Source organism: Paenibacillus sp. FSL W8-0187 (assembly GCF_037969755.1).
Classification (GTDB): Bacteria; Bacillota; Bacilli; order Paenibacillales; family Paenibacillaceae; genus Paenibacillus_AQ.
Map to the genome: position 1 here is coordinate 682,954 of NZ_CP150206.1, position 24,936 is coordinate 707,889.

The following is a 24,936-nucleotide window of genomic DNA, read 5'->3' on the forward strand; positions in this document are numbered from 1 at the left end:
GGAGGAACTTACGACATGAAGAAGTACGTACTGGTCGGCGCTGGGTCAAGAGCGCTGTATATGTTTGCTAAACCGATGGTAACCGATTGGAAGGGGAGCGTTGCCTTTGAAGGCGTGTATGATGCCAATCCGGTGCGGGCGCGCTTTCTTAGCGAGGAATGCGGGGGAGTTCCCGTATATGATGATTTCCACGGCATGCTTGCGGCTGTGAAGCCGGATGTTGTCATTGTGGCGAGTACGGATTACACGCACCATACCTATATCGTGCAAGCCTTGAGAGCCGGCTGTGATGTCATAAGCGAGAAGCCGATGACGATTGATGAAGATAAATGCCGTGAAATTTTGCAAGCGGAGCAGGATAGCGGTAAGAGGGTGACGGTCACGTTCAACCTCCGGTTTGCGCCTTATTTTGCGACCGTGAAGGAATTGCTGCTGCAAGAGGTCATCGGGGATGTCTACCATATTGATTTGGAGTGGTTTCTGGACCGCCGGCATGGCGCGGATTATTTCCGCAGATGGCATGCCGAGATGAAGAACAGCGGCGGACTGCTGGTTCACAAGTCCACGCATCACTTCGACATCATGAACTGGTGGATGAACAGCCGTCCCGTGGAGGTCCATGCCTTTGGAACGAGACGGGTGTATGGGGACGATCGGCAGGATCATGGAGAACGATGCCTTACTTGCCATCGGAAAGACGAGTGCGAGTTCTATGTGGATATCGAAAAGGATCCGTTTCTTGAAAAATACTATCGCCAGGCGGAAGAAGCGGACGGATATTTCCGGGACCGGTGCCTGTTTGACAGCCGGATCGACATTTATGACACGATGTCGGTCAATGTCCGGTATGACAATAATGCGATGCTGACCTATTCCCTCGTCGCCTATAGCCCTTATGAGGGCTGGCGCGCTGCGATCAACGGCAGCAAAGGCCGGATCGAGGTCTCGAATGTATACAGCAACGCGGATATGAAGCAAGGGGAAGCGAGCAGGATTCATATCTTCAGAACCGATGGCACGGAAGAGGTGGTCGAGGTCAATACATCGGCCGCCGGTCATGGCGGCGGGGATGCAAAGCTGCGCAAGGCGCTGTTCGAAGGCGGAATCGAAGATCCTCTAGGTCAACAAGCCGATAGCTCGGTAGGCGCCGAATCCCTTCTGATTGGTGCCACAGCCAATCGTTCCATTGCCGAAGGCCGGGCGATGAAGCTTCCGGACGTTTCGCCGAAGTTCGTCAACGGGAGTTCATCGAGATGAACAGCGTTCAGGAACTGGAGCAGTATATCTGCACATTATACGACACGAGGGATCAGTTGAAGACGCATGTGTTTGAACGTTCCGATGCCGCTTTTGCCGCCGGGGATGCCATTCGGGATGCCATCGTCACGCCCGAGGCGGCGAGAAAGCGGCAGGAGGAGATCAGGGGGGCTTTCCTGAGGTCCATCGGCGGTCTTCCCGATGCGTTTGCGAACCCGGAAAGGGAGGAAGGGCCGGCTTTCGGGGAGAGGGTACAGCGTGGTGTTTCTTTGCCGAATGTATACACGACCAAGGCGGCAGGGCGAATCAGTACAAAGGCAGAAGGGACTTCAGAGGGCGCGTCGCTCGTCAGGCTCCGTTCCGGGCGCGCAGTGGGAGAAACAGGTGATGATGGAGCGCAAGCCAAACATCAGCCTCCGCTTAATGCATATACGACGGGTGTCGTTAGCGGAGCCGGCTTTCAGGTGGAGAAGGTCGTGTTCGAGTCTAGTCCAGGGTATTGGGTCACCTCGAATCTGTACCTGCCCAACCACCGGGAAGAACGTTCCGCGGCCGTCCTGTTTCTGAGCGGACACGAGCAGGGGGCGAAGCATGATGCCTATTATCAGCGCGTAATCCAGCACTTCGTCCGGGCGGGCATGATCGTGCTGGCCATCGATCCGATCGGGCAGGGCGAACGCCTTAGCCTTCATGATTTCGAGGATCGGGTAGGGAGCGTCATATGGGGAACGAAGGAGCATCAGCAATACGGCGTTCAGTGCCATATGCTCGGCGACAGCGTAGCCCGTTATTTCGTTCACGATGCCATGCGTGCCATCGACTACTTATGCGAGCGGCCCGAGGTCGATCCGTCGCGGATCGGCGTAACGGGAAACTCCGGCGGCGGAACGCAGACGGCCATGATGATGGTCTGCGATGAACGCATTGCGGCGGCGGCTCCGGCCACCTTCATCATGAACCGGCAGTTGTATCTGCATGCCGGCGGCGTACAGGATGCCGAGCAGGTATGGCCGGGTCTGTCTGGGCTGGGCTACGACCATGAGGATCTGCTCATCGCTTTTGCGCCGAAGCCGCTGATCGTGCTGGCAGCGGAATACGATTTCTTCCCGATCGAAGGCACGCGGCGCACCGTTGATCGCTGCAGACGCTTCTGGGAGCTGCTGGGTCATCCAGGGGACCTTCAGCTTGTAACCGATGCCTCGACGCACCGCTATACGGACCGGCTGGCCGAGGCGGCGGCGGCTTTTTTCGTCCGGCATCTTGAGGTGAAGGTTGCCGCCAGTCATGCAGTGAAGATAGAGGCACTTCCGCCGGAACAACTGTGGTGCAGCCCCAGCGGTCAGCTGTACCGGGATCAGGTGGGTGCAAGATCGATCCGGGACTTCAATGCCGATCGCTGCGACCAATTGGCCGCAGCCCGGTCGCTGCTTCCGACGCAGCAAAGACAGGATCGAGCAAGGCAGTGGCTACAGGAGAGAATCTACGCCTCCCGCAAGCCTTGCGAATTGAACCCGCGCATCATTCGGTTGGGCGCATTGGAGGGCCTTGAGGCTGATTATCGCCTGTGGTGGTCACAGGAAGGCATCATGAACAGCGGTTATGTATTCCGACTGGCCGAGGATATAACCGAACGAAAGCAGCCGCTGACCGTTGCGGTTTGGCGGGGAGGGACCCGGCGGTTGAAGGATCACTGGGCCTGGATTCAGGAGACCTGTCAATCCGGCCGCGCCGTACTGGTGCTGAATACGTCCGGGGTCGGTCCTCATGAGCCTTATCCGATATACGAAAAACCTGCGCATTCCTATTTTGGCGTGCTGCATAAGCTTGCCGATGATTTGATCTGGCTCGGGGACAGTCTGGCTGCGCTGCGCACGTACGATGTCCTCCGATGCATGGAGGTCGTCTCCCACTTTGATGAGTGGCAGGGGGGAGCGATCCCGTTCTATACCGTGGGTCGGGAAGGGCTTTACGTGCAGCTTGCCGCGGAGATTGACCGAAGAATCGGTGCGATCACGGCCATTCATCCTTTGAGCAGCGCAGCCGATCTGGTCAGGGAACGGCAGCTTGAGGAGGAAGAAGCGATGAGCATTGTGTTTCCCGGCATTTTGAAGGTGCTTGATCCCTCCGAGCTGAACGAATCGTGGGGAGTATATCGCGGGCAACTAGAGGGAAAGGAAGTGGAAGGACATGAGTAAACCAAAACCATTAACGGTCACGCTGGTCGGAGCCGGCCTTCGCGGCATGATATATAGCGGTTATGCGCTCCAGCGACCTGAGGAGATGCAGATTGTTGCCGTTGCCGATCCGGATGAGGTGCGGCGAAGCCGCTGCCAAGCGAAGTACGGGATAGCGGATGAGCGATGCTTTACGAGCTGGGATGAGCTTTTTGCTGGGCCCCGTCAATCGGATGCGGTCTTCATCTGCACGAGGGATCGGGACCATTATGAGCCGACGATGAAGGCGCTGGCCGCCGGGTACCATGTGCTGTTGGAAAAGCCCATGTCGCCGGAATGGCAGGAATGCATCGATATGGGTCGGCAGGCAGAAGATTACGACCGTACATTAACGATTTGCCATGTTCTCCGTTATGCGCCTTTTTTCCAAGAGCTTAAACGTTTGATTGATGAAGGGCGGATCGGTCGTCTGATGTCGATCCAGCACAATGAGAACGTCGGCTACTGGCACCAGGCACACTCGTACGTGCGGGGATATTTCAATAACAGTGAGTCATCCAGCCCGATGATTCTGGCCAAATCCTGTCACGACCTCGACATTATGCAATGGCTGGCGGGAGGACAATGCCTGAGCGTTGCCTCCTATGGCCACCTGTCGCATTTTCGTCCGGAATCAGCTCCGCCTGGCGCGCCGAAGCGCTGCCTGGATGGATGCCCGGTATCCCATGAATGCCAGTACTATGCGCCGAATACGTATCTGATCGAGAATGCGGGTTGGAAGGGCGAGGCCGCGAGCAACGATCCGAGTTACGAAGCGCGTTACCAAGCGATGCTGGAGGGTCCTTTTGGCCGGTGCGTGTACCATTGCGATAACGATGTCGTGGATCACCAGGTCGTGAGCATGGAATTCGAGCATGACATTACGGCGGTGTTCACGATGAGCGCGTTCACGGAGAAATGCAACCGTACCATCAAGCTTATGGGGACTAAGGGCGAGATTCGGGCCACGATGGAAACCAACGAGATCGAGATCCGCCGCTTTGGCAGCGGCAAGCAGGAAATGATCCAACTCGTCGATCCGGAAGGACATGTAGGACATGGAGGTGGGGATATGCGCTTAATTGAGGATTTTGTGAAGTCGGTCAGATCCCAGGGGCAGCATAACAGCTCAACTTCTGCCCAAGCGTCGATACAGAGTCATCTGATGGCCTTTGCCGCCGAGCGTTCCCGCGTAGAGAAGCGCATGGTGAGGCTGGAGGAATTTATGAATAGCGACGTTCTGGCTTAAATTTACAACGCTGTACAACAAGGAGGAATTATCATTATGCAATTGAACATATTGGAACATGCGGATCAAGCAGGTTTGGAGGCAGCCCGCGCTTGCGAGGCGATTCTCCGCGACACGATCGCGGAAAAAGGAAAAGCGCGCATCGTCCTGTCAACGGGCGCGTCGCAGTTTGAGTTTTTGTCGCAATTCGTGAAGCTGAATATGGAATGGGATAAGATCGAGATGTTCCATTTGGATGAATATATCGCGTTGCCGGAATCTCACCCCGCGAGCTTCCGTAAGTATTTGAAGGAGCGTTTTCTGAAATATGCGAACGTCGGCCAGGCATGGCTCATTGACGGGGAAGGAGATCCTGAGGAAACGGTGAAGCGGTTGAATGAAGAGATTGCCAAGGCTCCTGTGGATCTGGCCCTGATCGGCATTGGGGAAAATGCGCATATTGCCTTTAATGATCCGCCGGCCGATTTTGATAATGAGTCGCCTTATACCATCGTGAACCTGAGCGATACGTGCAAGAGCCAGCAGGTAAGGGAAGGCTGGTTTGCATCGAATGAGGAAGTGCCGAAGCAAGCGATAACGATGACAGTCCAACAGATTTTGAAGAGCCGCCATATCGTCTCGGTCGTGCCTCATCAGGCCAAAGCGGCTGCCATTCAGAATACCATTCAAGGCGCGGTGGACAACCGGGTGCCAGCTACCATCTTGAAGACGCATCCCAGCTGGATGCTATATCTGGATAAAGCATCGGCAGCGCCGATTTATCAATGGGCGTAGTTAGGGGGACGCCTATGTTGTGGCGTGGAAAGCTCCCGCATACCGGCGAATCGGTTGAGGTAGAGGCGGCGTTAGACGGACGGATCGCGGCTATACGCCGGTTGGGACAGAACGATAAGACGGCGTTACCTTGGATCAGCAGCGGCTGGATCGATGTGCAGGTCAACGGCTTCGGGGGATACGACTTGAATGGGACCGTGACGTCGCAGAGCGATATTGAAGGCGTGACGCGTGCGCTGCATCGGCGAGGGGTTGCCGCATACTTGCCAACGGTCATCACGGGCAGTTATGACCGGATGCGTCAAGCATTTAGCGGGTTGTCCCGGTATGTCCAGTCCGGGGAGTTCGGAAGTGCCTCTATTGCCGGCATTCATATGGAAGGTCCATATCTATCCGGTGAAGACGGCAGTCGAGGGGCGCATCCGAGGGAGTATATCCGGAATCCGGATTGGGATGAGTTTCAGCGGCTCCAGGATGCGGCTGGCGGGCTTATCCGGATGGTGACGCTCGCGCCGGAGCGCGAAGGCTCGGTTCCTTTTATAGAGAAGTTAGTCAAGGCGGGCGTGGTTGTGGCGATCGGGCATACGATGGCTACAGGGGAGCAGATCGATCGGGCGGTGCAGGCAGGAGCGACGGTATCAACTCATCTGGGGAACGGTTCACAGACCGTTCTGCAGCGCCACCCCAACTATATCTGGCATCAGTTGGCGGACGACCGGTTATGGGCAACCTTTATACCGGACGGTCACCATCTGGCGCCCCCTGTGCTGAAAGCGATGCTGCGGGCGAAACGGGACAAATCGCTGCTTGTCAGCGATGCCGTCATGTTCGGCGGCATGGCTCCCGGACGGTACAGCAGCCTCATCGGAGGCGTGGTCGAGCTGACGGCAGACGGGCGCCTGTATACGGTAGAGAATCCGGAGATACTGGCCGGATCCGCTTCTTCGCTGGACATTGGCATTGCGAATGCGATCCGCTATACGGATATGACGCTGGCGGAAGCGGTAAGCGCGGTCACCATCCGCCCGGCTGTGGTACTGGCTATGCCGCAATTGGGCGGGCTTAAGATCGGGAATCCGGCGAACTTGACGCTGTTCGACTGCGATTCAGACGGATCGGGTATGGCTGTCCGGGAGACAGTTGTGGCGGGCGAGACGGTGTACGGTCCTATTTGATATGAGGGTGTAGGAGGCTGCGGGAAAATGAACAGCGTCCGCGAACAACACGTCCTGATTCTTGCAGGGGACTTGGAGAAGTGCAAAGAGTCACGCTCACCGATCGAGAAAGTCCTTTTATGGGACTTTGGGCAGCAAATCTGCTGCCCTCCAGCAGACTACAACTCTCTTTGGCCATCGTCTGGCGGAACCAATACAAAAAACCATCCTTATGCGAGCGATCATTGCGTTAGCTCGCACAGGGATGGTTTTTCTTTTGTTTTTATTTTTCGATATGCTCCACAAACCAACGGACGATATGACTCAAGCGTTTCACCCGCAGATGCGGATGGCCGCTTCGGGACAAGTTGTGATCCGCACCCGGGAAACGGATGAACTGAGTTTCCCGGCCGAGTCGCTTCAAAGCGATAAACAGCTGTTCTCCCTGTTCGATCGGGCAGCGGAGATCCTGTTCTCCGTGAAGGATGAGAAGCGGCGTATTGACGTCCTTCACGTAAGCGAGAGGGGAATGCTTCCACAGCTTCTCCAGATCGTCCCACGGATTGCCCCAGATCTGATCCTGCGTAAAGGTGTAGCCGATATCGCTGACGCCGTAGAAGGAGATCCAGTTCGATATCGAGCGCTGGGTTACCGCTGCCTGGAACCGGTCGGTATGACCGACGATCCAGTTGGTCATGAAGCCGCCGTAGCTGCCGCCGGTTACGCCAAGACGGGAAGCGTCGACATAGGTGTAGGTATCCAGCACATAATCTACAGCTTCCATCAGATCCTGGTAATCCCGTCCGCCGTAATCACCTCTAACGGTATTGACGTGTACCTGACCGTACCCGTGGCCACCCCGAGGGTTGGTGTAGAATACCGCATAGCCGGCTGCAGCAAGCAGCTGGAACTCATGCATGAACGTATGTCCGTACATGGCTTGCGGACCGCCGTGAATCTCAAGCACGGCTGGGACCTTGGTGCCTTCCGTGAAGCCGGCAGGCTTCATGATCCACCCTTGAATCGGCCAGCCGTCCGACGTCCGGAACGTAAAGGACTCCGGCGTGCTTAACGTAAGCTCGTTCCACAGCTCCTCGTTGCAGTTTGTCAGACGCTTCTCCTCGTTCTTAGCGATAGAGAAGCTGAACAGATCGCCAGGCTGCAGCGGGTCGGCAGCGGCGAACACCACGTTCTCCTCCGGTGTCAGAGCGAATTGGTACACCTCTCGTTCGCCCGATACGACCAGCTCATAGGATGAACCGTCCAGAGCAAAACGTCCAATATGAACACTGCCATCCTGGCTGAGCTGGATGTATACGGATTGGCCGTCCTTACTGAACAGCGGAGGCGTTCCGGCTCCAGCTCTCATGTCGCTGACCGCGGCGTGCCCCAGCTGAATATCCATGTCCGTGAAGAGCACGCGGGATTTTCCGCCCGATAGCGGAACCAGGTGGATTTTGGTCAGGGTGGCAAAACCGCAGCTGAGGTCGCTGGCAAGCATGAGCATATACTGCCCGTCCGGGGTGAATGCAATGGAACCAATCGAGAGGGTTCCATCCGTCAATTCGGTTACGGATCCACTATCGAGGTCCATGACAAACACATCGCCCGTCAAACGAAAATCCGGATCCGGGAATTGCTCCGTGGCAAGGCAGGTGCTGTATGCGATGCGGGTGCCGTCCGGTGACCAGGCGAAGGCATGTATATCAAAATCTCCTTCTGTAATTTGCTTGCATTCTTCCGTTGCCGGATTTACGAGGTATAGATGATGTCGACGTTCATTCCACAATCCTGCGCCATCGGCTTTATATTTAATGCGATTAATGATTTTTTCCTCAGGGAGCTTGTTTTTGTCGTCTTTGTCTGATTCTTCGCTTTCCGTAGATTCGGCTGCTTCCGCCTCACTTCTAACAAGTAGGCGTGCGCTATCCGGGGACCATTTAAAAGTGCTGACACCGTGCTTCAAATCGGTAACCGGCCTTGCTTCCCCGCCGTTGGCAGGCATGATCCATACCTGCGGCTTATCGCCCTTTTTGCGCAAGAAAGCAAGCTCCGACCCGTCAGGGGACCAAGCGGGTGCTGTATCCGCCTCGCCGGACGTGAAGGGAACATCCTGGTCTCCTTCTGCAGGAAGCAGGCGGATATGGGAACGGTAACCGTCGTACTTTTCGCTGACGGATTTATGTACATAGGCTATGGCTCCACTAGCTGGAGATACGACAGGGTCATTCACCCAGTGCATCCGGTACAAATCCTCTGGCGTTATGAGTCGCTTATCAGTCATGAATCATCCTCCTAATCTTCTTGTGTGAGTTAAACATCATTATCCCAGATAATGGTATGGAAATCTAGATGAAAAGTGAAAGGGGAAATGTGAACGTTTCGTACCAAATGCTAGTAAAACAGAGGGGAAATTACAATAATTCTAGATTGTAAAATGAAGCTCTAGAACTGAAAACAGCTCATTAATTTTCAACTGGTCAATTTAGAAGCGATACGGTGTGCTTTTTGTTATAATTGAGACAGGCTCTCAATTAGGAGTATGTAAAATAAAACCAACTATATATAGCTCAGGAGGAAATAAGATATGAACGTAAGTGAAGCTATCCGCACGCGCCGCAGCCTTGGCAAGGTCAAGCCTGACGCTGTACCGCAGGAATGGATTGAACAAATCGTAGAAGCGGGAACCTGGGCGCCGAACCATAAGCTCACGGAGCCGTGGAAATTCTTTGTCATGCAAGGGGAGGGCCGCGACGTGCTCGGCAACGCACTTGGTGACATTCAGGCGGCAGGTGGTGATGATACAAGTGAAGAGGCTGTAATTGCAGCACGTGAGTCAGGACGTACAAAGGCGTACCGGGCTCCGGTTGTTATCGGTGTGGCGGTCGAACCGTCCACGGACCCCAAGGTGATTGAACTTGAAGAGTACGGAGCGGTGTTTGCCGCTATTCAAAATATGCTCCTGCAAATTCATGAGCTTGGCTTGGGTGCAGTGTGGAGAACGGGCGAGCCGTGTTTCCATTCGCTGATGAATCAAGCGTTCGGATTGAAGCCTGAAGATAAAATGCTGGGTTTCCTATACATCGGATATCCGGATATGGAACCTAAGCAGGGGAAACGTCAACCGGCAGCGAACAAAACGGTATGGCTGAATAGCGCTGCAGACCTGTAGTTGATCTACCCTCCACCGCAAAAATCCGGTATAATGAACCCTAAGTTTGTCTTAAGGGTGTTACGGCATCCGGGCGATTGACACTAGGGGAGTGTACGGGAATGAAATTTCGGTTCAAGCAGTGGGATCTGGGGAGCAAGTTTATTTTTATAGCCACCTGTTTAGCGATAGCCTCTTTCTTTTTTAAATGGCTGGATATCGGCGTGGCTGCAGAGAATGGTTTTTTGCAGGGCGGCGTGTTTTTCATCGTATGTTTCATCTATCCATTTTTGAAAGTGGTCCGCGAGAAGAAGATGAACAAGCTGATTGCCTACATTTTTGCGCTGGTCGCTATATTTTTGACGATGACGTACGTGTCATCCAAAACCGTAGATTTCTTCGGCCAGACAATAAGAGGGGCGGCGGCAGGGCCGTATTTGTTCTTGGTGTCATGCGGACTGCTGAGCTTCGGTATTTTTAGACGCAGGTACTAGACTCGCTGCGCATGCTTTTGTATATGGCGTGATAGGAATGAAGGGCTGAACCCGGAGGCGACATGCCTCTGACAGGGACGGCCCTTTTTCTATTTTGAGACAGATCACCACTGGGTGAGAAGGACAAAGCCGCTGATCGACACCGCATAAATGATTAACAGCACCACGGCGTACTTTTTGGCACGGATGTTCAAGTTGAAGACGGCGGAGAGTCCGTTGTTGATTATATTTCCGATGAATAGAATGAGCATGAGCGCGAGTGCAGTGATCGCAACGATGAGCGTAGCGGTTTCCATGGGTTCGTGAATCCTCCTGTTTTAGCTGCTAGTAACGTATAAGATATATTCCATTGTAACGGACGAAGTTTAAACCCCGGTTAAATGAAGTTAAAAAATGAATGGCACCTGGCAAGTGGTGTAACGTTGAGCGGGATACTGGGATTTTGATATACTGGAGAAAGCGACTTTACAACCGCTGCATTACATCAACAGGAGGGATTTCAGAATGGCCAATCAAACTTTTACCGATGGACCTACTTTGAATGACGGCGTAAAAATGCCGTGGCTGGGCCTTGGCGTATGGAAGACCAAAGAAGGCGAAGAGGTTATTCAGTCCGTAAAATCAGCAATCGCTGCAGGGTACCGCAGCATCGATACAGCTGCCATCTACGGCAATGAAGAGGGCGTAGGGCAAGCCATTCGCGAATCCGGAGTTTCGCGGGACGAGCTGTTCATCACCACCAAGGTGTGGAATGATGACCAGGGGTATGAGAAGACGCTGCAAGCTTTTGAGACGAGCCGCAAGAAGCTCGGGCTGGATATCGTTGATTTGTATCTCGTGCACTGGCCGGGAAAAGATAAATACCTCGATACGTGGAAAGCATTAATTCATCTGCAAAAGGAAGGACTCGTGCGTTCCATCGGGGTCAGTAACTTCCAGATCCGCCACCTGCAGCATATCATCGAGGAAACGGGCGTCGTACCGGTTGTCGACCAAGTCGAATTGCATCCGCTGCTCTCCCAGAAGGAGCTGCTAGGGTATGCACGCGAGAATAATATCGTCCTGGAGGCGTGGAGTCCGTTGATGCAGGGCAATCTTGATCAACCAGTGCTCGCGCAGATCGCGGAGAAATACGGAAAAACCACGGCGCAAGTCATTCTGCGCTGGGATATTCAGAACGGTGTCATCGTCATTCCGAAATCGATTAAAGAGCATCGCATTCGCGAAAATGCGGGCATCTTCGATTTCGAGCTTTCGGCGGAGGATATGGCAGCCATTGACGGCTTGAACCAAAACAAACGTTTTGGCTCCAATCCGGATGAAGTCCTGTTCTAAATTTCGCTTCCATATAAAAAGAGCGAGCACAACCCGGAATGAGGGAAGTGCCCGCTCTTTTTTACGTTATTTATCAGGATGGAGTTCCTCTTGCAGTTATCGTTCTTCGAGCCCATCCGCAGGCAACAAAGGTTCACCAATCGTACCGAGCTTTCCCTGTATTAGATCTTCGTGCAATCTTTTCAGCCAGTTCAGGTCGGTCTTGGCATGTTCATACATCCCGATCATCAGATGCTGGGCGCTGCGGGGGACGATATGTTGGTGTTCCACGTATAATTGATATGCCTGGTTCACCCGATGCTCTGTTTCCCGGATACGGGACTGCAGGATCGGGGCCAGAACGGCCGGGTCCGCGAGTTGCGAGAACGGCAGCGCAATATAGAGCGGGTGATGCACGGGCTCGATGTCCCTGAATTTTTTGAGCAGCAGTTGCTCAAAAAGCTTGCGTCCGGCATCCGTGATCCGGTAGATGGTTTTGTCCGGGCGGCTATCGCTCTGTATGGTTTCCACTGCTTTGATATATCCGTTCTCGGCAAGCCGGTCTACCGCGTAATAGAGAGAGCCCATCTGAAGCTTCGTATACTGATCCATGCCGCGATCCTTCATTTTGATCCGGATCTCGTACGGATGATGGTCTCCTTCCAGCAGCAAGCCCAGGATGGCCAGCTTCATCGACATGACATTAGGCTCCCTTAGCCTTGGCAGGCACGGTCACCCGCTCGTTGCCCATCATGAGCACAAACACGAGAGCCAGTACCGCCGGCACAAGCGCCCACAAGAACGTATTCGCAATGGAATCCGCCAAGGAAGTCGTAATCTGTTCACGCACGTTCGGCGGAAGCTGCCCCATCACTTCAGGTGAAAGAACGGCATCCGCATTTAACTCGGCACCAGCCGGCGCGTTTCCTCCGGCTTCAGCAAGTCGGCTGTTCAGGCCGTTGCGCTGGATGATCCCGAAGATCGTAATCCCCACCGTCATGCCGAAGGAGCGAAGGAAGGAGTTCGTCGATGTTGCCGCGCCACGCTGTCTGGCATCAAAGTTATGGATGGAGGCCATGCTGAGCGTGGAGAACGAGAACCCGACGCCAAAGCCGGTCAGGACCATGAAGATCGTCAACAGGTAGCGCGGCGTATCTGGGCTTATCGTGCTCAGGCAGAAAATGCCTGTGATAAAGCACAAGACGGACAGAATCATGATGTTTCTAAACGAAGTCCGGGTCGTCAGTATGCCGCCGCCTTGGCTGCCGAATACGCTGCCGAGCATCATCGGCATCAGAATGAGGCCCGAATTGGTTGCTGATCCACCGTACACGCCGCTAACAAAGATCGGGATGTAGATGGTTGCCACGATAAAGGTTGCTCCATAGAACAAGGCAACGATATTGCTCGAAGCAAACAGGCGTTTACGAAACATTTGGAACGAAATAATGGGTTCGGCTGCCCGGGTCTCTGCGAACAGAAACGCAATAAACAGAGCAATGAATCCCCCGAACAAGCCTAGAATTTGCGGTGAGTCCCATGCATAGGTTTGCCCGCCTAGTTCCAGACCGAACATCAGGCAGATGATTGCCCCTACAAGCGTTGCGGCTCCCGTCCAGTCAATCTTTTGCTTGGCATGGGAACGGGTCTCCTTATAGGAGGTCATGATGAAAATAAAGGATACAATCCCGATTGGAACGTTGACATAGAATATCCATTCCCAGCCAACGCTATCGGTAATAAAAGCACCCAGCAGCGGTCCCATAATGCTGGAGGTACCGAATACGGCACCGAGCAAACCCGTCATTTTACCGCGCTTCTCCGGCGGGAACAGGTCAAACACGATGGTAAACGCAATCGGCATTAGAGCACCGCCGCCGATTCCTTGAATCGCCCGGTAAATAATAAGCTCTGTCATGTTGTTGGCCATCCCGCAGAGGGCGGAACCGATCAGGAAGACAACCAATCCGAATATAAAGAACCGTTTCCGCCCGTACATATCGGAAAGCTTGCCGAAGATCGGTGTGCCGGCCATTACGGCAACCATGTAGATCGAGGTCACCCAGACGACTTGGTCAAAGCCCTGGAGATCGCGGATAATCGTCGATAAAGCCGTGGCTACAATCGTGTTATCGATGGCGGCCATGAAGATGCCGAGCAGCAGACCGGCCACGACCAATTTGATGTTGCTTTGTTGTGCATTCATGTTAAGAATACTCCTTTTCCATATTCAACTATGTACATATTATTCAAATTTGAATAATTCGGTGGTTATATTGTAGCCGGATTAACAGATGTTGGCAAGATGTTTAATGGCACTGTCTGTCTCTACATTCTGGACAAGAAAAAACAAGGCCAACCCAAAGCTTACGGGATGACCTTGCAATAATAGGGAATCGGCTGCCGGGATGCCTTCGCGTCAAGACGCGCTGCTAGCAGCTTCCAGTTAATACTTAACAGTTCATCTGCGGCGATTTGGGATCCAACTGCATAAATTCGATCCGATTGCCGTCCGGGTCCCTGGCCCAGCACTGCCAGTTGAAGTCTTTTCCTTGGACCGGCGGGACGTCGAGTTTCACGCCCTGATTGCGGAGATGATCCGCGATGCGCTCGATATGTTCCACCTCGAGACAGAGATGGGAGAATCCGACGGGCCGTTCTACTTGCTCCGGTTTCTGTTGCCCACCATAAAACAATTCGATAAACTGTCCGTCACGCACCTTAATGTACTCGATCCAGGGTTCACCTTGATCGTTAGGAATATCAAAAGCACGGGTGAAACCAAGAATATCACAGTAAAAATGCAGAGACTTCTCCATATCGGCGACATCGAACGCCAGGTGGGCGATTCCTTTAATCATGACAGCATTCCTCCTTGGTATGTATCAACGCTTAAGGATCAGGCGAGTTCATAAATCTATTGTAGCTTATTCTGTATACGCTTCCATATATATTTGCAAAATCGGAGGAATAAAACCGGCTGTTATTCTTCGCTGAGTCAGCGCCCGGTTGAGTCAATCCGGGATACAACCGTAGCCTGCTATTGTTATGCCCTCATGCAGATGCCAAAAACCCAAGACCTGCTAAAACAGGCCTTGGGTTAGGGTAATCATCGTATTACGCAGTCATTGTTAGCATTGCCTACACGCAGGCAAAAATCTTATTCGTAGGTCAGGCTGTCCAGAATTTCCTTCACGCTCAGTTCAGCGCAAGCCATGGAAGTATCGGCAACGCCATAATACATCTTCACGACATCGCCATCGACCAAAGTGCCGCAGGAGAAGACAACGTCTCCGAAGAATCCGTTCTTCTCATAATCGGCTTCCGGCTCCATGATCGGTTGATTGGAGCGGGCGATGACTTTGGAAGGATCGTTCAGATCCAGCAGCAGGGCACCCATGCAGTAGCGGTGATCCAACGTTGCGCCATGGTACAGCTCCAGCCAGCCTTTTTCCGTGCGGAATGGTACGGCACCGCCGCCCATGCGGCCGCTGTCCCACATGCCGTTGCGCAGGCCTGCGAGATGTTTATGGTTGCCCCAGTATACGAGATTATCGGATTCGGCGATCCACATTTCCGGGTTGCCTGTGCTCTTGGTCGTAGGACGGTGCAGCGCATAGTATTTGCCGCCGATTTTCTCAGGAAAGATCAGCACGTCCTTATTGTCCGGTCCGAAAATCATCCCGTGATGCGTAAAGTTCACAAAATCCCGGGTCGAAACCATGGATTCACCTACGCCTACCGGAGATACAGCGGAGAAGTAGATGTAATACGTATCGCCGATCTGTGTAACGCGCGGGTCTTCTATACCGAAGGTTTCCAGCGACTGCGCGGGATATACCAGCGGCTTGTCGTCGATGGTAAAGCGATGCCCGTCCGTGCTGCGTGCCACTCGAATATAGGATAAGGAAGTCAAATATTCGAAGGTAGCGCTGTGATTCACATTGCGAATGACACGGGGGTCGGAGAAATCATAACGAGCATCGTCGGTACGGAATTCCAAAATGTCCAGCTCCTGTGTTTCTGCATTGAATACAGGCGCTTTGACAATCATCGGATCGGCGCTGATCGGGCGCTCCGCGACCCGAAGCAGCAGCAGCACTTCGCCGTTATATTCGGCAACGCCTGCGTTAAAGGCGCCAATCACTTCAAAGCCGGCATGATACGGCTTCACGTCGGCCGGTGTAATCAGAGGGTTCTCCTCATATCTGTATATATTCATGGTTGTTTACCCCTATCCAATATTCTTATTTATTTTGAGCTTGTCGTCGCACCCTGAAAGGCAGGAAACGGAAACCGATCTGCTTACTGTTCAAATTGGAGGAACGGATCCCGGATGGTTATGCGATGCGCTTCCGCATCGCTGATGCCGGCATAGAGATCGGCGGTTCCGTCTGCATGGCGAACGAGTCCTCCGCTAAATACAACGTCAACCAAATCCGGACGCTTGGTTTCACCAGGCAAGAATTCGGCACGTACGGCAATCAACTCCATATCGCTAAACTCGCCTGTCTGCGGGTCTAGCGCAAACACCATCGGATAATAGTGGCGCTCCCCGGCTTCGTCGAAGCTTGCCACATGGCCGAGCACGCCGACAAGCCCATTGCTCAACAAGTGCAGCTCGTTGGCTCCGCCCCATTCCGCATCGATGAATTGGTCAGCCAGAAGGGGGGCCTCGTTAACGAGTTCTACCGTCACATCCTCCAGCGAGCTCACCTTAGTAAACCCGATTTTACCTCGGCCGCCTTTTTCGCCTTGGGGACGGGTGAACACGCCGATTTCGCCGCCGGCCAGCTCCGTGAGGCGTAGATCCTTCATTGCATCGGGACCCGTGAAGAATAGGGAGAGCTCATTCAGCGTTTTGCCTTTCCAGAATACGGTTCTCCACATCAGTGCATTCTCCATCGTGGGGTGAGGAAAGATTTCAACGCCACCCAGAACCAGTTCGCCATGGATAAAGGTGAAGAACGGATCCTGAAGCGTAAAGACTGGGGCTCCTTCATTCGGTACCCAGATGCCGTCCTGCTCCACGAAGAAGCGGATTTCCGAATGCTCGCTGTCTCGCGATTCCACCCGGCCCGCAATGACGGTGACTCCATCAATCCGGAAGGGCGCCGTGATATTATATACATCTTTGTCGCCTACACCTGAAAACGAAAGCTTGACCGGGTTCTGAGCCGTGGATTTCTTGTTTTGATATTCTTGCAACAGGGTTGCGCATGTTTTTACAGAGGATTTATGCAATGCCACCGTATGATGCCTCCTTATATGAATCATAAATAATTGCGTGTTAGGATACCCAGACCGCAGCTGTGTGCGGCGGGATTTCGATTACTGATCCGCCGAGGGATGCCATCTCGCCGCTTGCAGCAGCCAGCTCCAACCTCTGGGAGGACCAATCGGATAGGTCCAGCTGAAGCGGCTGATCAGCGAATTGAAGGACAATGACGGCTTCCTCGCAGCCGGATCGTCTGGTATACGCAATTGCCGATCCCTCCAATTGCTCCAGCTTTACGTAATCACCGGAGGAGAGGGCAGCATGTTGGACTCGAATCGAGAGCAGCATTTTATAAAAAGAATACATGGAATCCGGCTGCTCCCGTTGCGCTTCCGCATGGATGTGTTCGTGCCCCGGCCCCATCCCGATCCAAGGAGCCTGATCAGAGAAGCCACCGTATCGACCGCCATTCCATTGCATGGGGGAACGGGAATAGTCGCGGCTCTTGACCCGGGCCAAGTCCAAAGCCTCCTCTTCCGTTTTTCCATTCTGAAGTGCGGCTTCGTAGTGGCCGAGGCCCTGGATATCTCTCATGTCCTCGATCCGGTGCGCGATATGGTTCCTCATCCCGATCTCGTCGCCATAGTAGATGAACGGAATGCCCTTCGCCGTTAACATGAGAGCTGCCATCAGTTTGGCTCTCTGCTCCTCAAGCTCCGTATCGCCTTTGCCAAATCTCGAGATGTGGCGCTGCATGTCATGGCTGCTGAAGAACAAGGTAGGGAGCTGATCGGATGCGTGCTGGTCTTCCATGCGTTTAATCTCGTTAAATAAATCCTCCGGCCGAAATTGCTCCTGGCTTCCCAGGTTGAAGTTGAACACCACATCGAGAAGGCCGCTGCCGCTGTAATGGCGCAGGATGTCCATATCCTCAGAACCGACCTCACCTACCATAAAAATGCCTTCCCGCTCATGCACATAACGGCAAATGTCGCCGATGGCTTCCACAATCCCGTCTTGGTTCTGATCGTACCGGTGAATCTGTTCGCCGTTGTCATCTACCGGATTATCCTGGAAATCGCCAGAGACCTTAAGGAAATTGATGACGTCCAACCGGAAGCCGTCGATTCCCTTATCCAGCCAAAATCCCATAACATCCTTCATGGCCCGCCGGACTTCCGGGTTGGCCCAATTCAGATCCACCTGTTCCTTGGCAAAGGCATGGTAATAATACTGTCCAGTGCCTTCATCCCATTCCCATGCGCTGCCACCAAAGAAGGACTCCCAGTTATTCGGTGTCCCTTGATGAACGGGAGACTTCCAGATATACCAGTCGCGCTTCGGGGAAAGGGTAGAGGATTTGGACTCCTGGAACCAGGCATGGGCTGATGAGGTGTGATTCAGCACGAGATCCACAATGACCCGGATGCCCCGCCGATGGGCTTCATGAATGAAACCATCGAAATCTTCCATCGTTCCGTATGCCGGATCGACGGCGTAGTAATCCGAAATATCGTAGCCATTATCGATCTTGGGCGATGGATAGAAGGGAGTCAGCCAAATACCGCCGATGCCGAGTTCCTTCAGGTAATTCAGCTTGGAAGTGATCCCCTTAAAATCTCCGAGGCCATCCCCGTTGCCGTCGCAGAAGCTTGGCATGTAAATTTCATAAAAGACGGTTTCTTGCCACCACTTTTTTTGGTTTCTGTCCATACGTTTCCACTCCCAGATGAAAGCTGTTTTCATCCCTTTATTTAAGAGAAGCCAGGATAGGGAGGTTGTAAAGTACAGACCCTCATATTCGAGCTTCCTGCAACGTTCCGATGCGCCTTTTGAAGCCAACGGCGTTTTATTTGAGACTGAACTGCATGCCTTCCTTGAATTTTTTGCCGAAGATCGCGAACATGATAATAATCGGCACGGTGAGCAGGACGGATGCCGCATAGAGCGGACCCGGGTAACTGCCGTATGGCCCGAACATCTGGGACAAGAGTACGTTGAGCGTCAGCATGTTGTCGCTGCGGACAACGATCATATCCCATAAAAGCTCGGTCCAGCGCTCCATCAGCAAGAAGAGGAAGATCACTGCAGTGATGGATTTGGACATGGGCAGCATGATTTTGTACAAAATCTTGAAGTCCGATGCCCCATCCAGCTTCGCTGCTTCGATAAAAGCATCCGGCACGGCTTTGAAAAAGTTGGTGTACATGAAGATCGCCCATAAACTGATGGCTTTTGGAATGATCATCGCCCAGTACGTATCGTAAAGTCCGACCTTCTGGATAATGAGAAAGTTCGGAATCAAGAGAATGATCGCCGGGAAAAACATATGGAACAACACAAAGTTATTCACGGTGTCGCGTCCCCGGAATTTCAATTTGGACAGCGCATAGGCCACCATGATTCCGAACAGCATCATAAGGAAGGTGGAGGCTACCGAGACGATGACGCTGTTGAAGAAGGCGTTCATCCATGGCCGGGCAATGCCAACCTCGCCCCCGGTAAGAAGCCATTCATAAGATTTTAAAGAGAATTTGCTTGGAACGAGCTGCCTGTCTACCTGCGCCCAATCGGCAAAAGAGTTGAGCACCATGTACAAGTAGGGGTACACCATGACGAGAAGCAGAAGGGTTGCCAGTACATAGCGGCCCGCAAGACGACGTTTACTATATTTCTTAGACCCAACCATTTCGTTTCCCCCAGCTTTCCAGCAGTTTACGAATCACGAAGATGGAGATGAACGTTACGATGGATGCCATAATGGCAATCGCAGACGCATATCCGGCTTGCAAGTTCGTAAAGGCTTGATTAAAGATTTCCATCTGCCATGTATTGGTTGCAAAGTTCGGTCCGCCGCCTGTCAGCTGGTAAACTTCCGTGAAGATGCCGAAGGTTACGCCGAACGAGAGAATGAGTGTTGTATACAAGGCAGGGTACAAGAGCGGCAGCGTGATTTTCCAGAATCGCTGCCTGTCGGTTACCCCATCAATGGCAGCTGCTTCATAGACTTCCTTATCAATGCTTTCAAGTCCCGAAGTCAGGATTAAGGCGTAATAACCCGTGAACTTCCAGGCCAAAATCAGACCGACGATAAACAGCGCCGAGAACGGTGAGCCGAGCCAGTCGATATTGATCCCGAAGGTGCCTCTCAAAAATTCATTGACCGGACTGTTGTAGGACAAGAAGCCTTGTACAATCAGGGAAGCAACAACGCCTGAGGACAGATACGGCAGGAAGAAGCCGATCAGGTACACGCTTTTGAACTTGGGCAATCCCTGAATAACAACAGCGACGGCGAGCGACATGGCGGTTACCAGTGGAACAAACAGCATCATGAACTTGTAGGTAACCCAGAAGGCGGATTGCACCCCGGGTGCGGCCATGGCCTTCCGGAAATTATCCAGCCCTACAAAATCAAATTCAGGAGCAATCAGGTCCCAATTCGTAAAAGAAAGGTATAAGGACCAAAGGAGCGGTCCCAGGAAAAATACCAATCCGAAAATAATGTAGGGACTGGCAAAAAGCCAGCCCAACTTATTGTTTTGCTTATTAATCATGATTAAAGTTCACCTTCAATCGCTTTCTTCATGTTATTCCAACCGGTTTGCGGATCGATTTCTCCGCGGATGACCTTATTAAATGCTTCTTGTCCAATCAAGGTTTGAAGCTCATTAAACTTCGGATTATCCATGGCTGGAACGCCTTTGGACACCGCTTCTGCATAAGGAGCCAGTTCCGGTTTCTCGGCGAGGATCTGCTTGAAGCCTTCCACTTCGTTCAGATCATCGCGCGCCGGAGGCAGGTTGGTTTGCTTGAACCATTTCACGTCATTTTCCTCGTTGGAATAAACCCATTTCAAAAATTCGGCGGCAGCCTGCTGCGATGCTTCCGGAGCTGCGGAGAAGATAACCAGGCCTTTTGCATCCGCGTAGGTTTTTGCATCTGCCGGATCCATATGATCCGGTACCGGAGGCAGGGTCAGGGTGAAGTTTTCTCCGTATTTAAGTTCAGGATATTTCGTTGCCCACATATCGAATGTCCAAGGACCGATATCAGTGAATACCCCCGCACCGGTTTCGAATGGATCGGTTGCATTCTGCGCCAATACACCGCCAGCTTTACGAAGGTCATCAACGAAAGTCAGCATTTCCACCCCAGCTTTATCGTCCGCGACAAGGTTTTGGCCTTCGATAAATTTGTTGCCGTCCGAAGCTGCGTTGTAGAGCAAGAAGAAATCGAACCAGCGTTTCCAGGCCGTAGGGTCTGCAAGGTCGGCGCCTTTAGCCCACATATATTTATCCGGATATTTCGCTTTCAGCTTCGTTGTGGCTTCCAGAACTTCACTGTACGTTTGAGGCGGCTCATTATATCCGATCTCTTTCAGGAAATCCGTACGCCATCCGATCAGCATCGGGTTAGAGTAGATCGGCAATACATATTGGTGGCCGTCCGCGAATTCCCAAGGAGCGATCGTTTCGGTCATGTTACGGGACTCGACCATTTCCTTAAATTGCGGCAGTTCATCAAGAGCTACAAGCGCTTTACTATTGGATAGCTGCGCGGCGAATCCGCGGTTAATATTCTCAGCTACCGTCGGTGCATTCCCGCCTGCGATGGATGCCTGAATACTTGCCTCAGAGCTTGGTGATTCTTTAATCGCGCTAACGTTTACCTTTACGTCCGGATTCACGGTTTCGTACTCTTTGGCCATCTCTTGCCAAAATGCTTGCTGCGGCGGGTTAGGTGCCGCCCAGAATTCGACGGTGGTTACGCCGTCTGCGCTTTGACCGCCATTGCTGCCGCCGTTGCCGCAAGCGGCGAGTACCGTTCCGCCTACCAATGAGATTGCTAGAAGCAAAGAAATTCTTGATTTTTTCATATTGACCCTTCCTCCTAAATGCAAGATGTCTACCAAACGTTGACACTGCTATTTTTGTAACGTTACAAAATAGGATTACTAATTACTGAAAGCGTTGTATTCACATTATTATTCATGACTAATAGTTTTGTCAACGCTTTAACCTGCGAAATACAACAAACAATTAATTCCTGTGAGGTAGATCACATGAATATATTACTTTACATAATTATTTTGTAACGTTAAAATAATGTTTGTAATGTTCGGGCGAGAGCTTTCAAATCTCTGTTTGTTTTCGGTATAGTATGATGAGAATCCATTCGTCCTATACAACTATTCTTACTATAAAGAGAAAGGAACGTTATCCTTGACCAAGCCAAAAGTTACGATGCAGGACATCGCAGACCACTTGCAAATCTCCAAAAATTCGGTTTCGCAAGCACTATCAGGTAAAGGCGGTGTCAGCGAGGAGACGCGCAAGCTCATCATGCAAACGGCCGATGAGCTGGGCTACATCTATACCGGAAATCGCAAGCGATCCTCGGATCAAGAGGACAAGGAAGAATCTACAGGCAGTATTGCTTTAGTAGCAACGGATTTTGCCTTCTCTATGCGGGGCTTTTTCGGGGAAATCTACCTTACTATAGAAAATGAAGTGCAGAAGAGAGGGAAGAAGCTGCTGATCCAATCCATTTCCCAGCAGATGATGAAGGATCAGACGCTGCCCCCTTTTATCGAGGGAAGGGAAGTTGACGGGATCTTGATCCTTTCGCATCTTAGTACCGAATATATGAACACCTTGATCGATACCGGTATTCCTACCGTGCTCATCGATCATCACCATCCGGATGTGCAAGCCGACGCTATTCTTACGAACAACCGGTTCAGCGCCTATCATGTCGTTAAGTACCTCTATGAGCTCGGGCATACACGCATCGGCTTTGTCGGCAATACTTCCTTCTCCCCGAGCTATTATGAACGTCTGGAAGGGTTCCGGCTTGCCCATCATGAACTCGGCATTGAGCTGCACCCGAAATGGATTCTTAGCGACGCGCTGGAAGATCAGGAATTTATGGAGAAGCGGCTGCAGGGGCTGGACGAACAGCCTACTGCCTGGTTCTGCGTGAATGACGGTCTCGGGTTTATCGTGAATTCGACCATTTATAATATGGGCTATCAGATTCCGGGCGATATTTCCATTGTCAGCTTTGATAACGGACAGCTTTCCAGGTTGGCTACGCCCAAGACAACCACCATGGGAGTGGACCTGAGACTATTCGGCAAAACGGCGATCCGGCAGCTGTTCTGGCGAATGAAGCAGCCGGACGCGCCGCATATGGAGCTGCTGCTACCAACAACACTTATTGAACGCGATTCGACATCGGCTCCGCGCAATTAACATAAATGATTCGATGATTTCGAGATGGAGGCATTCACAATATGACCACTCAAGCACAAGAACAAGCTGTACAGGCATATGACCGATGGCTGAACAGCGGGGTGATTGACGAAGCGTCCAAGGATGAGCTTCGCGCTATTGCACATAACAAGAGCGAAATCGCAGACCGTTTCTATAAGGAACTGGAATTCGGAACCGGCGGACTGCGGGGCGTGATCGGCGCAGGCAGCAATCGTATCAATATCTATACCGTGGGGAAAGCAACCCAAGGGCTTGCTGCTGCGCTAAAGCAGGAGTACGAATCGCCTTCGGCGGTGATTGCGTACGACTCTAGGCATTTTTCTCCCGAATTTGCGCTTGAAGCGGCACGGGTGCTCGCAGGGAATGGCGTTAAGGCCTATGTATTTCAAGCTCTCCGTCCGACGCCTGAATTGTCTTATGCCGTGCGGCATCTGAACGCAGAGGCGGGAATCGTGATTACCGCAAGCCATAATCCACCGGAATATAACGGATATAAGGTGTACGGTCCGGACGGTGGGCAGATTACGCCCGATACGGCAGCCAGAGTGATTGAGGAGATCGGGCATGTCGCTTCTTTTGAAGAAATCCGTAAGTTGGACCGGGCAGAGGCGGAAGAGAGCGGCCTGCTCGTATGGCTCGGCCAAGAGATCGATGATGCTTATACCCTCGCCGTTGCAGGCATAAGCCAAAATCCCGGAATCCTACCTGAAGCCAGCATCAATTACCGAATCGTATTTACGCCGCTGCATGGAACCGGTAACGTTCCTGTACGTGCTGTTCTAAAGCATCTGGGTTTTCAGCATGTGGATATCGTGCCGGAGCAAGAACAACCGGATGCCAATTTCTCAACCGTGCAATCGCCTAACCCCGAAGAACATGCCGCATTTGAGATTGCCATTGCCCAGGCCAAGGCATGCGCGGCTGACCTCATTCTGGGAACCGACCCGGATGCGGACCGCATGGGGGCTGCCATTCAGAATGATCAAGGACAGTATTTCATCCTTAGCGGCAACCAGTCCGGTGCCATCATGGTGCACTACTTGCTGGAATCCATGAAGAAAAAAGGAACGCTTCCGGAGAATGGTGCGATCATCAAGACGATTGTGACCAGCGAAATGGGAGCTGCCATCGCGGCTGCATACGGCATGACCGTCTTCAACACGCTGACTGGATTTAAATACATCGGGGAGAAAATGACGCAGTTCGAGAAGACCGGAGCGTTTACCTTCATTTTTGGTTATGAGGAAAGTTACGGTTATCTTGCCGGCAGCTATGCTCGCGATAAGGACGCTGTCGTTGCAGCCATGCTCATGGCCGAGGCGGGTGCTTACTATAAAACGCAAGGTAAGTCTTTATATGAAGTGCTCCAAGAGTTGTACCGAACCTACGGCTATTTCGCCGAGAAGCTGGAGACGAGAACGCTTAAGGGCATTCAAGGTATACAGCTGATTGCAGGCATCATGAGCGCTTGGCGTGAATCGGCACCAAGCGAAGTGGCGGGGATTGAACTCATCGGAACCGAGGATTTCAGCCGGGGACTGCATGGTCTGCCGCAAGAGAATGTGCTGAAATTCCATCTTGCCGACGGCAGCTGGTTCTGCCTTCGTCCGTCCGGCACGGAGCCGAAGATCAAGTTGTATTTTGCTGTTCAGGGCAGCAGGTATGAGGATGCACAGGCTAAGATCGCTGCGCTTACGGAAGATGTAATGGCTCGAATTGATGTTTATATCGAACAGCATCAGACATAGAAAAAAAAGGACTGGACCTGATCGTTCGCTGAAGAACGGGAAAGGTTCAGTCCTTTTTGGATATCGGCCAGCGGTTGGAAGGCAGG

The 24,936-nt window shown here is 52.5% G+C and carries 21 protein-coding genes; 10 read left to right on the forward strand and 11 right to left on the reverse strand.

Translation table 11 applies throughout. From position 1 onward, the window contains the following. Window positions 1-15 precede the first annotated feature (15 nt). The 5 genes from MKY48_RS02995 to MKY48_RS03015 are packed head-to-tail and all read left to right on the forward strand — an operon-like array spanning window position 16 to window position 6,668. A complete protein-coding gene (locus MKY48_RS02995) occupies window positions 16-1,257 on the forward strand; it encodes a Gfo/Idh/MocA family oxidoreductase (protein WP_339292278.1) in 1,242 nt (413 codons plus the stop codon). Then, window positions 1,254-3,452: an acetylxylan esterase gene (locus MKY48_RS03000; protein ID WP_339292279.1), complete on the forward strand. Its 2,199-nt coding sequence runs from the start codon at window positions 1,254-1,256 to the stop codon at window positions 3,450-3,452. The genes MKY48_RS02995 and MKY48_RS03000 overlap by 4 nt, the downstream gene beginning before the upstream one ends. Then, window positions 3,445-4,719 (forward strand): Gfo/Idh/MocA family oxidoreductase, encoded by a 1,275-nt coding sequence (locus MKY48_RS03005; protein ID WP_339292280.1) that lies wholly within the window; start codon window positions 3,445-3,447, stop codon window positions 4,717-4,719. The genes MKY48_RS03000 and MKY48_RS03005 overlap by 8 nt, the downstream gene beginning before the upstream one ends. Before the next feature lie 36 nt (window positions 4,720-4,755). Continuing rightward, window positions 4,756-5,493 (forward strand): glucosamine-6-phosphate deaminase, encoded by a 738-nt coding sequence (locus MKY48_RS03010; RefSeq protein ID WP_339269936.1) that lies wholly within the window; start codon window positions 4,756-4,758, stop codon window positions 5,491-5,493. Between the two features lie 14 nt (window positions 5,494-5,507). Then, window positions 5,508-6,668, forward strand: coding sequence for an amidohydrolase family protein (locus MKY48_RS03015; protein WP_339292281.1), 1,161 nt, complete (start codon window positions 5,508-5,510; stop codon window positions 6,666-6,668). Window positions 6,669-6,930: 262 nt separating this feature from the next. Here MKY48_RS03015 and MKY48_RS03020 read toward each other — a convergent pair whose 3' ends face one another. After that, window positions 6,931-8,931, reverse strand: a complete 2,001-nt coding sequence (locus MKY48_RS03020; protein WP_339292282.1) for a S9 family peptidase — start codon at window positions 8,929-8,931, stop codon at window positions 6,931-6,933. 303 nt (window positions 8,932-9,234) lie between these two features. Here MKY48_RS03020 and MKY48_RS03025 point away from each other — a divergent pair, with 303 nt between their 5' ends. Further along, window positions 9,235-9,819 (forward strand): nitroreductase, encoded by a 585-nt coding sequence (locus MKY48_RS03025; protein WP_076322325.1) that lies wholly within the window; start codon window positions 9,235-9,237, stop codon window positions 9,817-9,819. A 101-nt stretch (window positions 9,820-9,920) separates the two neighbouring features. Beyond that, window positions 9,921-10,292, forward strand: coding sequence for a hypothetical protein (locus MKY48_RS03030; protein WP_213646409.1), 372 nt, complete (start codon window positions 9,921-9,923; stop codon window positions 10,290-10,292). Between the two features lie 104 nt (window positions 10,293-10,396). On the opposite strand, the gene MKY48_RS03035 is transcribed toward MKY48_RS03030, so the two are convergent. Beyond that, on the reverse strand, window positions 10,397-10,588 hold the full coding sequence (locus tag MKY48_RS03035; protein WP_339269944.1) for a hypothetical protein: 192 nt from the start codon (window positions 10,586-10,588) through the stop codon (window positions 10,397-10,399). 208 nt (window positions 10,589-10,796) lie between these two features. Between MKY48_RS03035 and MKY48_RS03040 the strand changes: the two genes are divergently transcribed. Further along, on the forward strand, window positions 10,797-11,627 hold the full coding sequence (locus tag MKY48_RS03040; protein WP_076322322.1) for an aldo/keto reductase: 831 nt from the start codon (window positions 10,797-10,799) through the stop codon (window positions 11,625-11,627). A gap of 96 nt (window positions 11,628-11,723) precedes the next feature. Here the strand turns inward: MKY48_RS03040 and MKY48_RS03045 are convergent, their stop codons facing one another. From MKY48_RS03045 to MKY48_RS03085, 9 genes are all read right to left on the reverse strand, one after another. Then, window positions 11,724-12,305, reverse strand: coding sequence for a PadR family transcriptional regulator (locus MKY48_RS03045; RefSeq protein ID WP_339292283.1), 582 nt, complete (start codon window positions 12,303-12,305; stop codon window positions 11,724-11,726). Window positions 12,306-12,309: 4 nt separating this feature from the next. Further along, window positions 12,310-13,812: an MDR family MFS transporter gene (locus tag MKY48_RS03050; protein WP_339292284.1), complete on the reverse strand. Its 1,503-nt coding sequence runs from the start codon at window positions 13,810-13,812 to the stop codon at window positions 12,310-12,312. Window positions 13,813-14,059: 247 nt separating this feature from the next. Continuing rightward, window positions 14,060-14,467, reverse strand: a complete 408-nt coding sequence (locus MKY48_RS03055; protein WP_339269950.1) for a VOC family protein — start codon at window positions 14,465-14,467, stop codon at window positions 14,060-14,062. A gap of 299 nt (window positions 14,468-14,766) precedes the next feature. After that, on the reverse strand, window positions 14,767-15,828 hold the full coding sequence (locus MKY48_RS03060) for a glycoside hydrolase family 130 protein (RefSeq protein ID WP_339269952.1): 1,062 nt from the start codon (window positions 15,826-15,828) through the stop codon (window positions 14,767-14,769). 83 nt (window positions 15,829-15,911) lie between these two features. After that, a complete protein-coding gene (locus MKY48_RS03065; protein ID WP_339269953.1) occupies window positions 15,912-16,856 on the reverse strand; it encodes a DUF1861 family protein in 945 nt (314 codons plus the stop codon). A gap of 40 nt (window positions 16,857-16,896) precedes the next feature. Next, entirely contained in the window at window positions 16,897-18,537 is a 1,641-nt protein-coding gene (locus MKY48_RS03070) for an alpha-glucosidase (RefSeq protein ID WP_339269955.1), read from the reverse strand. 136 nt (window positions 18,538-18,673) lie between these two features. Beyond that, window positions 18,674-19,513 (reverse strand): carbohydrate ABC transporter permease, encoded by an 840-nt coding sequence (locus MKY48_RS03075; RefSeq protein ID WP_339269956.1) that lies wholly within the window; start codon window positions 19,511-19,513, stop codon window positions 18,674-18,676. Continuing rightward, a complete protein-coding gene (locus tag MKY48_RS03080) occupies window positions 19,500-20,378 on the reverse strand; it encodes a sugar ABC transporter permease (RefSeq protein WP_235201867.1) in 879 nt (292 codons plus the stop codon). Before MKY48_RS03080 ends, MKY48_RS03075 begins: the two co-directional genes overlap by 14 nt. 5 nt (window positions 20,379-20,383) lie before the next feature. Next, entirely contained in the window at window positions 20,384-21,703 is a 1,320-nt protein-coding gene (locus tag MKY48_RS03085) for an ABC transporter substrate-binding protein (RefSeq protein ID WP_339269957.1), read from the reverse strand. A gap of 346 nt (window positions 21,704-22,049) precedes the next feature. Between MKY48_RS03085 and MKY48_RS03090 the strand changes: the two genes are divergently transcribed. Together MKY48_RS03090 and MKY48_RS03095 are read left to right on the forward strand one after the other, a co-directional pair. Then, window positions 22,050-23,081, forward strand: a complete 1,032-nt coding sequence (locus MKY48_RS03090; RefSeq protein WP_339292285.1) for a LacI family DNA-binding transcriptional regulator — start codon at window positions 22,050-22,052, stop codon at window positions 23,079-23,081. 41 nt (window positions 23,082-23,122) lie between these two features. Then, window positions 23,123-24,850, forward strand: a complete 1,728-nt coding sequence (locus tag MKY48_RS03095) for a phospho-sugar mutase (RefSeq protein WP_339269959.1) — start codon at window positions 23,123-23,125, stop codon at window positions 24,848-24,850. The last annotated feature ends 86 nt before the right edge of the window (window positions 24,851-24,936 follow it).